Here is an 8,392-nt window from a genome sequence, read left to right on the forward strand (position 1 = left end):
GCCATATCTCCATTACTTATTCACAACTTTATTTAAAAATTTACCAAAGCTTGTTCCTACTAACCTATTGAAAATGTTTATTCTACATTTAAAATAATATATATCACCATTCCAGCCTTTTTCTTCCCAATACTCGCTATCTAAGCCTATTAATTTATATGCAAGAACCTTTTGAACTTGAAAGTTTATAAGCATATTTAACCTAGGTTTATAGTCTTCCTTCTTTTTTTTAATATGTTTAATAAAATTCTCACATTCATTTTCTGTAACTTTATCATCTCTAGTTCTAACATTTCTACTAATTTTACCCGCATTAAAACCACCCCATTGAATTACCACTCGCTCTAGATATTTTAGAGTAGATTTAAGTCCCGAGCCTTGGGTTGTGGCTATAACTAAAACTGGTTTGCCATATATCTCTGGTCGATGAAACCAACTACAGGTTCTATCAATAAATGTTTTTAGCTTTCCTGATACATTTTCTAAATAAACTGGTGAAGTTAAAATTATTCCATCACTTAATTTTATTTTATCCATAATATCGAAAACTTGATCCTTTAGTACACAGTTACCCTTTATAAGACAATGCTCGCAACCAACGCAAGTTTTTATATCATAATCAAATAAATTTATTATTTCTACCTCAATATCATTCTTTTTCAATATTTCTTTAACCTCTAAAATAAGTCCATAAGTATTCATTTTTCTATTACTTGAATTTACAGCTAACACCTTTAACATATTAAGTATCATCTCCCTAAATTTCAGTATAGCATTAACATATTCTTTCTAAAACTAAAGGTTATTACTTAATTAGATTTATTAACAATTCTATTCTCCCGCAATATATATTTCACTTAGGATAACACTTGGACTTCCGAAATAACCACTGCCACTTGACATTCCAAATTTCAAATCACTACCTACTATCTCAATACTTTTTAATAATTCAAAGAAGTTACTTGAAATAGTTATTTGCTCTATAGCTCTGGATTTTTTACCATCTTCAATTAAAAATCCTTTAGCTGCAAGGGAAAAATCTCCTGTTATTGCATTAGCCCCAGCATGTGTACCAGCTAATTCTGTAATAATTACTCCATTCTTAGCCACTGACAATAACTCTTCAAAATTCTTATCTCCATTTTCTATATATAAATTTGATGGTGTTACTGAAACCGGTGAATTATAGGATTGTTTAACTCCATTTCCTGTGCTTTTCTTATTGTCATTATTTGCAGTTTTTAAATTATGCAATAGTGTTACTAATTCTCCATTCTTAATTATATTCTTACAATAAGTAGCTACCCCTTCACTATCAAAAGGTGATGTACATATCCCCCCTTCTAAATGAGGATTATCTATTAAATTAATGTTGCTACTTGCAATAACTTCTCCCTCTTTTCCATTTAGCAAAGAAAGTCCCTTTTGTGCATTTTCCCCACTAAAAACCGCAGCAAAGGTTTTAAGTAACAGAGCCATTGCTCTATTTTCAATTATCCCTTTATATCTCCCTGATTTTATTGATTTGCCCCCAACTCTCGATAGTGAATCTTCAATTGCTTCCTTAGACAGTTTACTTATATTAAGTTGTCCTAAATCATTTCCTTGAACAAAACCTATCCCATTATAGCTTAAATTGCCATCTTTAACTATTGGTGCTACATAACTAAGTAGATTATTAGCTTTATGATATAAATCCAAGCCCTTAGAATTTATTATTCCTACCTCTGAAGTTCTTTCTTTATATTCACAGTGAGCAATATGAGAAACTTTGTCACTAGCCTTAAAAGTTTCTGCTTCTAACTCTAGGATTTTACTTGTTTTATTTTCTACCTTTGCATTCTCTAGTTCTTCATTAAAACAATTAACTTTCACATAGTCATCTTTTCCACCATATATAAATTGTTTTTCTGTACTTTCTGTATAGATAGCGCTTTCTTTAGCTCTTTCTACTAATGCAATCGCCTCTTCTTCTGTTAGTTTTTCTGTATAAGAATATCCCATCTTACCATTATCAATACATCTAAAGCTAACTCCAGTGTCACTTTCTAATGAGTACTTATCAACATCACTCTTAAAAACATTTATAGATAATGAAGAATTACTACTGTAATAAACCTCAAATTCTTTCAATTGTAATTCTTTAGCTTTATTAAAAACAATTTCCTTAAACATTTTAATATCCATGATAAATTACCCCCTTCTTATCTTCCACCTACTGTTATTTCTGAAACTCTTAAAAGAGGTTGTCCTAGATTGGTTGGAATACTTCCACTCATAGAACCACACATACCTTGACCATGATCAAGATCTTTTCCTACCATATCAATATTCATTAGTATTTCTGATCCCTTACCAATTAAAGTAGCCCCTCGAACTGGTTCACCTATCTTACCATTTTTAACTAAATACCCTTCTATTACTGCAAAGTTAAACTCACCTGTTACTGGATTAACAGATCCTCCGCCCATCTTCTTTGCATATAATCCATTTTCCACGGATGCTATTATAGCTTCATTTTCATCATTTCCTGGAGCTATATATGTGTTAGTCATTCTAGAAGTTGGTGCAAATTTATAAGATTGTCTTCTTGAACTTCCTGTTGGTTCCATGTTCATTCTTCTACCATTTAATTTATCAACTAAGTAGCTTTTCAATATACCATTTTCAATTAAAACATTTCTTCTTGTTGGTGATCCCTCATCATCTATATTTAATGTACCCCATAGATTTGGCATAGTTCCATCATCTATAGCTGTAACCTTTGTAGAGGCTATTTGTTGACCTAATTTACCACAAAATACTGAGTTACCTTTTGCAACTGAAGTGGCTTCTAGTGAGTGACCACAAGCTTCGTGGAATATAACTCCACCAAAACCATTTTCAATAGCTACTGGCATTCTACCTGCTGGACAATTCTTAGCGTGTAGCATTGTTATTGCTGTTCTACTAGCTTCTATTCCACAGCGTTCTGGATTTACAACATCAAACATTTCAAAGCCCATTCTTCTACCTGGCCCTTCATAACCCATTTGATTTTCTACTCCATTACTAGCAATAGACTTAACCAATAGCCTTGTTAATATCCTTCTATCCTCTACATATAACCCATCACTATTTGCAATCAATACCCTTTGATCTTTATCTATATAATCTACAGTAGATTGTACAATTTCATTACTATAACTTTTAGCCGAATTATATGCGGCTTTCATAACTTGAATTTTCTTTCCTGGAGAAATTGAAGAAGGCACATATATTATTGGATTTATATTTGTGCATATTCTTTCTGTTACATTAATATCAATATCAGCCTTTAAATCCCCTAATGCTAATGCTGCCTTTTTTGCAGTTTCAAGTAAAGATTCTAATGAAGCATTATTTGTATAAGCATAAACACTTTTTAAGTTTTTAAATATTCTAATACCTACACCATAGGATTTCCCCCCTACTACATCTTCTACTTTCCCATCTGCCAAAGATATGTTGTTATTTATTGTATCATCAACAAAAATTTCAGCATAGTCTCCTCCAGTAGATAATGCTCTTCCTAATACTTGATTAACTATTTCTTTTGATAACATAAATTTTGCCCCCCGTATTCTTTTGTATTATTGTACCATATTTTAAATATTCTTACATAATATGGTGAAAAATTCAATATTTAAATATGAATAACTCGCATAGTATAATTCAACAAAATTAACTTGCAATTTTCCTTGACCAAGTTATCCTCTGATGCTAATTTTCAGTAAACACTATTAGTTTCCACATAAAAATACCGCATATTCATTTATGAATATACGGTATCCAATGTCCATTTTTGTATTAAGTTTACTTTAATTATTATTGTTGTACTTAATTTCTTCTATGGAATTTTACTCTCCCATGAACATTTTCATGTCGTCTTCTACATTTGTGATTCCACCTATTCCAAAGCTTTCAACTAAAACATTAGCTACATTTGGTGATAGGAATGCTGGTAATGTTGGTCCAAGGTGAATGTTCTTAACTCCTAAGTGTAATAGAGCTAGAAGAACTATTACTGCCTTTTGCTCGTACCATGCGATGTTGTAGGCTATTGGTAATTCATTTATATCTTCAAGTTCAAATACTTCTTTCAATTTTAAAGCAATTAATGCTAATGAGTATGAATCATTACATTGTCCTGCATCAAGAACTCTTGGAATTCCACCAATATCTCCTAGGTTCAATTTATTATATTTATATTTCGCACATCCTGCTGTTAATATAACTGCATCCTTTGGAAGTGCCTTTGCAAAGTCTGTGTAGTATTCTCTCTTCTTCTGTCTTCCGTCACAGCCTGCCATAACGAAGAACTTCTTTATAGCTCCAGTTTTTACTGCATCTACAATCTTATCTGCAAGAGATAGTACTTGGTTATGAGCAAATCCTCCAATGATTTCTCCCTGTTCTATTTCAATTGGCGCTGCACAAGTTTTAGCAAGTTCTATCATTACAGAGAAGTCTTTAACACCTTCTTCATTTGCAACAATGTGTGGGCATCCTGTGTATCCAGCTGCTCCTGTAGTAAATATTCTACCTTTATAGCTATCCTTTGGTGGTACTATACAGTTTGTAGTCATAAGAATTGGTCCATTAAAGCTTTCAAACTCTTCTGTTTGCTTCCACCATGCATTTCCATAGTTACCTACAAAGTGTGAGAACTTTTTAAACGCTGGATAGTAGTGAGCTGGTAACATTTCAGAGTGAGTATAAACATCTATGCCTGTTCCCTCTGTTTGAATTAATAATTGCTCTAAATCTTTTAAATCATGTCCAGATACAAGAATTCCTGGCTTATTGCTTACTCCTATATTAACCTTTGTAACTTCAGGGTGTCCATAGCTTTCAGTGTTAGCTGTGTCTAGTAATGCCATTCCATCTACTCCGAATTTACCTGTTTCTAAAGTTAAAGCTACATATTCATCAGCTGTCATCTTATCATCAGCAGTTGCTGCTAATGCTCTTTGCATGAAAGCACAAACTTCTTCACTCTCATAACCTAAAGCATTTGCATGTTTAACATACGCAGATAAACCTTTAAGTCCATAAGTAATCATTTCTCTTAAACTTCTGATGTCTTCATTGTCAGTAGCTAGAACTCCTACAGTTGGAGCCTTCTTGTCCATTTCTTCCTTAGTTGAAGCTGTCCATATTGCCGCTTCACTTAAGCATTCTGTAGTATCTAATTTCCCAAGTAATTCTGCTTTAAGACTTAAAGTTTCTTCTACCATTTTATAGAATACTGCATCATCAAAGTTAGCATTTGTAATAGTTGTGAAAAGATTCATTGTTACTGCTCTATTGATGATTTGTGAAACTTCTAATCCCTTAGCTCTAGCTGCAGTTGCAACCTCTGATAATCCTCTTGTAGTATATATTAATAAGTCTTGAACCTTTGCAAGATCAGGTGTTTTACCACAAACCCCTCTTACTGTACATCCTGCACATCCTGCAGCTTCTTGGCATTGAAAACAAAACATTTTGTTATCCATATTTATCTCTCCTTTATAATTAAATTATTATATTTATATTTATATCTTTCGTTAAGATTTATTACTTGTTCTCTTCAATACTTTGAGTTTAATTTTATTATTTTTCTCTTAAACCTTCATATTGTTTATCTCAACCTATGAGCTTATTATATAAAAGAAAAGTATAGAAGTCCGTAACCTACGTTACGAAATTCTATACTTAAATATTTTTATTCAAACATGGCATCCTCTAGTCCATCTAAATCCAAAATCTTTATAGATGTTCTATCAAATTCTATATATCCTAAATCTCTAAGATTTATAAGTTCTCTGGATAAGGATGGTCTTGGAATTCCAATAGCTGCTGCAATATTTTCCTTACTTTCATCTAGTTTAATAATCTTACTTTGCTGATTTTTCATCTTAATTAAAATATAATTTATAACTCTATGCTTTATACTCTTTAGAGAGAGGTTTTTAATCTTAGAATTCATCATTAAAATCTTATTACTAAGAAGTTCAAGGAAATTTTCTAGAATTTTCTCCTCCCTTGAAAATAATTCTAGTATCTCATTCTTATTTACATAAAGTATTTCACACTTATTTAAAGCTATCACTGTAGCGGGATAATTCTTTTGCTTTGAAAATATTATGGCTTCTCCAAATACATCACCCTCATTTAATTTACTTAAAACAATATACTTTCCACTAGAATATATTCTTTGAATTTCAACATTACCACTAATTAGAAGCCCTATACTATTACATGGATCCTCCTCATGGGCAATTATTTCTCCCTTATTGTAGGAATTTATGTGATATTTAATCGAAGCGAATATCTTAACTAAATCTTCACTGCTCAGCCCTTTAAAAAGGTAATTTTTTTTAATTTTTTCTGTTATATTTTTCATTGTTTCTCCTTTAAGTGACACTCCAAATTTTATATTTGACTCTTAGAAATTACTCCACCAAACCTAGTTAAGGCAGAGTTTCACTTGATTTAGTTATATTAATTTAATATAACACCTTACTTTATATTAAGTATACCCTGAATTACAAAAAAGAATTTAAGCTCAAATTTCATTTACCTAACTCTCTATAGTTTTAATTAATGTCATTCCTCTAACCATATTACTATTTTACTACTAATATGGTTTTAAATCCACATGCCCTTAAAGCCATATTCTTTCATTTAATTAATAACTATAAAAATTACATATAGTCTGACTTTTTAAATTTATTATTTTGATTATAAATATTCTTCTCCGTTCAATTCCTTTTACGCAAAAGAGGCTTAAACCCTTAAGTTTAAGCCGTTTTCTATACTTATATGGTAGCCTGTAGGGGGATCGAACCCCTGATTCCACCGTGAGAGGGTGATGTCTTAACCACTTGACCAACAGGCCTTATTAACGAAAATCACTTGTCCCTTGCTACTCGTTAATAATAACATATTATTTGATAAATTACTATATATTAGGTTATAGTATTATTGAATAAATGAACTGCAATCTATCAGCTTTTTTATGGCATATATAGCTTAATATTTTTTTATTCCATTAAATCCTTTAATCTTCAACTTAAAAATATAATTTCTCATGAATAAAAAAATAGCAAGAATTTCTTCTCGCTATTTTACATAACTCTTATTTTTGTTGTAAATGTACATCCATTTGTGGATATGGAATGCTAATTTTCTCTTCATCAAATTTTACCTTAACCTTCTCTAACAGGTTAAAATAAATTGTCCAATAATCTCCTGTTTTACACCAAACTCTAACTACAAAATTTATAGAACTATTTGCATGCTCGGATAGAGCTATAAATGGTGCTGGGTCTTGTAAAATTAATGTCTCCGTAGCAATTATTCCCTGAAGTATTTTCTTAACCTGAATTACATCCTCTTCGTAGGCAATTGAGAATTTCAGATCTACTCTTCTAGTTTCCTTAGAAGAATAATTTACTACACTATTATTTGATAGGTTTCCATTTGGAACAAGTATTTGCTTATTATCAGGGGTTAACAAGTAAGTATAAAATATTCCTATTTTCTCTACAGTACCTGCCTGTCCTGCACCCTCAATAAAATCTCCTACGTTAAAGGGTCTTATGAGTAAAATAATTACCCCACCTGCAAAATTTGAAAGACTTCCCTGAAGAGCTAATCCAACAGCTAATCCTGCTGATGCTATTAAAGCTGCAAATCCTGAAGTTTCTATTCCTACAGAAGTCATAATTACTATTACTAATAATATTTTCAAAGCAATGCTCACAAATCCATCTAAAAAGGTTCTTAAAGTAAGGTCTACATTCTTTTTCTCTAAGAAAGCATTCATAATTTCTACAACTTTTGATATTAGTTTCCACCCTATCCATAAAGCAATAAGTCCAACTATCAACTTAATTCCATTAGTTGCAGCCCATGTTACTAGTTTTTCTAATAAATTTTCTAATATCTTCATTGTTTATCACTCCTATTGCCTTATATTATATAAAAATATAATGATAAGCACAAGTAATCATGGCATATCTCTCTTCGCCAATTTTGTCCATGTAAATATATGATGTATTACAAGACCTGTGTCCTAAGTAATTATCTAAATATAAAGTAATCTATTATGGTAAATTTACAGCAACAAAAGAGTCTGTTAAAGCATATCCTAATTCAATATCAGTTAAGACACCTTTTGTAACAGTTTCAATATTAAGTTAATTCGTGTTTAATATTACATTTCTCAGATTGTTTTAACATAAGACTATGTTTAAAGCGATTGTTGAAATTAACCTGAATTATTCATAGGAAAATAAAAACCATGCGTAGCATGGCTTGATGTCTAGATTCATTAATGTTTTAATTTTCACCTAAAAAGTGATAAAAAATATAGAAAAAGAGA

At 31.1% G+C, this 8,392-nt stretch carries 6 protein-coding genes and 1 tRNA gene; all 7 read right to left on the bottom strand.

Annotated features, from left to right (window positions below; all coding sequences use genetic code 11):
- Positions 1-12 precede the first annotated feature (12 nt).
- The 7 genes from RSD37_RS05980 to RSD37_RS06010 all read right to left on the bottom strand — a co-directional run bounded on the left by RSD37_RS05980 (position 13) and on the right by RSD37_RS06010 (position 7,960).
- The gene (locus RSD37_RS05980; RefSeq protein ID WP_346945795.1) at positions 13-741 is read right to left on the bottom strand and encodes a flavodoxin family protein; all 729 of its coding nucleotides are present in this window, start codon (positions 739-741) and stop codon (positions 13-15) included.
- A gap of 90 nt (positions 742-831) precedes the next feature.
- Positions 832-2,187 (bottom strand): TldD/PmbA family protein, encoded by a 1,356-nt coding sequence (locus RSD37_RS05985; RefSeq protein ID WP_346945796.1) that lies wholly within the window; start codon positions 2,185-2,187, stop codon positions 832-834.
- Between the two features lie 17 nt (positions 2,188-2,204).
- Positions 2,205-3,584: a TldD/PmbA family protein gene (locus tag RSD37_RS05990; RefSeq protein WP_346945797.1), complete on the bottom strand. Its 1,380-nt coding sequence runs from the start codon at positions 3,582-3,584 to the stop codon at positions 2,205-2,207.
- A 294-nt stretch (positions 3,585-3,878) separates the two neighbouring features.
- Positions 3,879-5,519, bottom strand: a complete 1,641-nt coding sequence (gene hcp, locus RSD37_RS05995; RefSeq protein WP_346945798.1) for a hydroxylamine reductase — start codon at positions 5,517-5,519, stop codon at positions 3,879-3,881.
- 209 nt (positions 5,520-5,728) lie between these two features.
- The gene (locus tag RSD37_RS06000; protein ID WP_346945799.1) at positions 5,729-6,409 is read right to left on the bottom strand and encodes a Crp/Fnr family transcriptional regulator; all 681 of its coding nucleotides are present in this window, start codon (positions 6,407-6,409) and stop codon (positions 5,729-5,731) included.
- 420 nt (positions 6,410-6,829) lie between these two features.
- Positions 6,830-6,904, bottom strand: a tRNA-Glu gene (locus tag RSD37_RS06005).
- A 240-nt stretch (positions 6,905-7,144) separates the two neighbouring features.
- Entirely contained in the window at positions 7,145-7,960 is an 816-nt protein-coding gene (locus RSD37_RS06010; RefSeq protein ID WP_346945800.1) for a mechanosensitive ion channel domain-containing protein, read from the bottom strand.
- Positions 7,961-8,392: the final 432 nt, after the last annotated feature.

It is taken from the genome of Clostridium sp. (assembly GCF_036646415.1).
Classification (GTDB): domain Bacteria; phylum Bacillota; class Clostridia; order Clostridiales; family Clostridiaceae; genus Clostridium_J.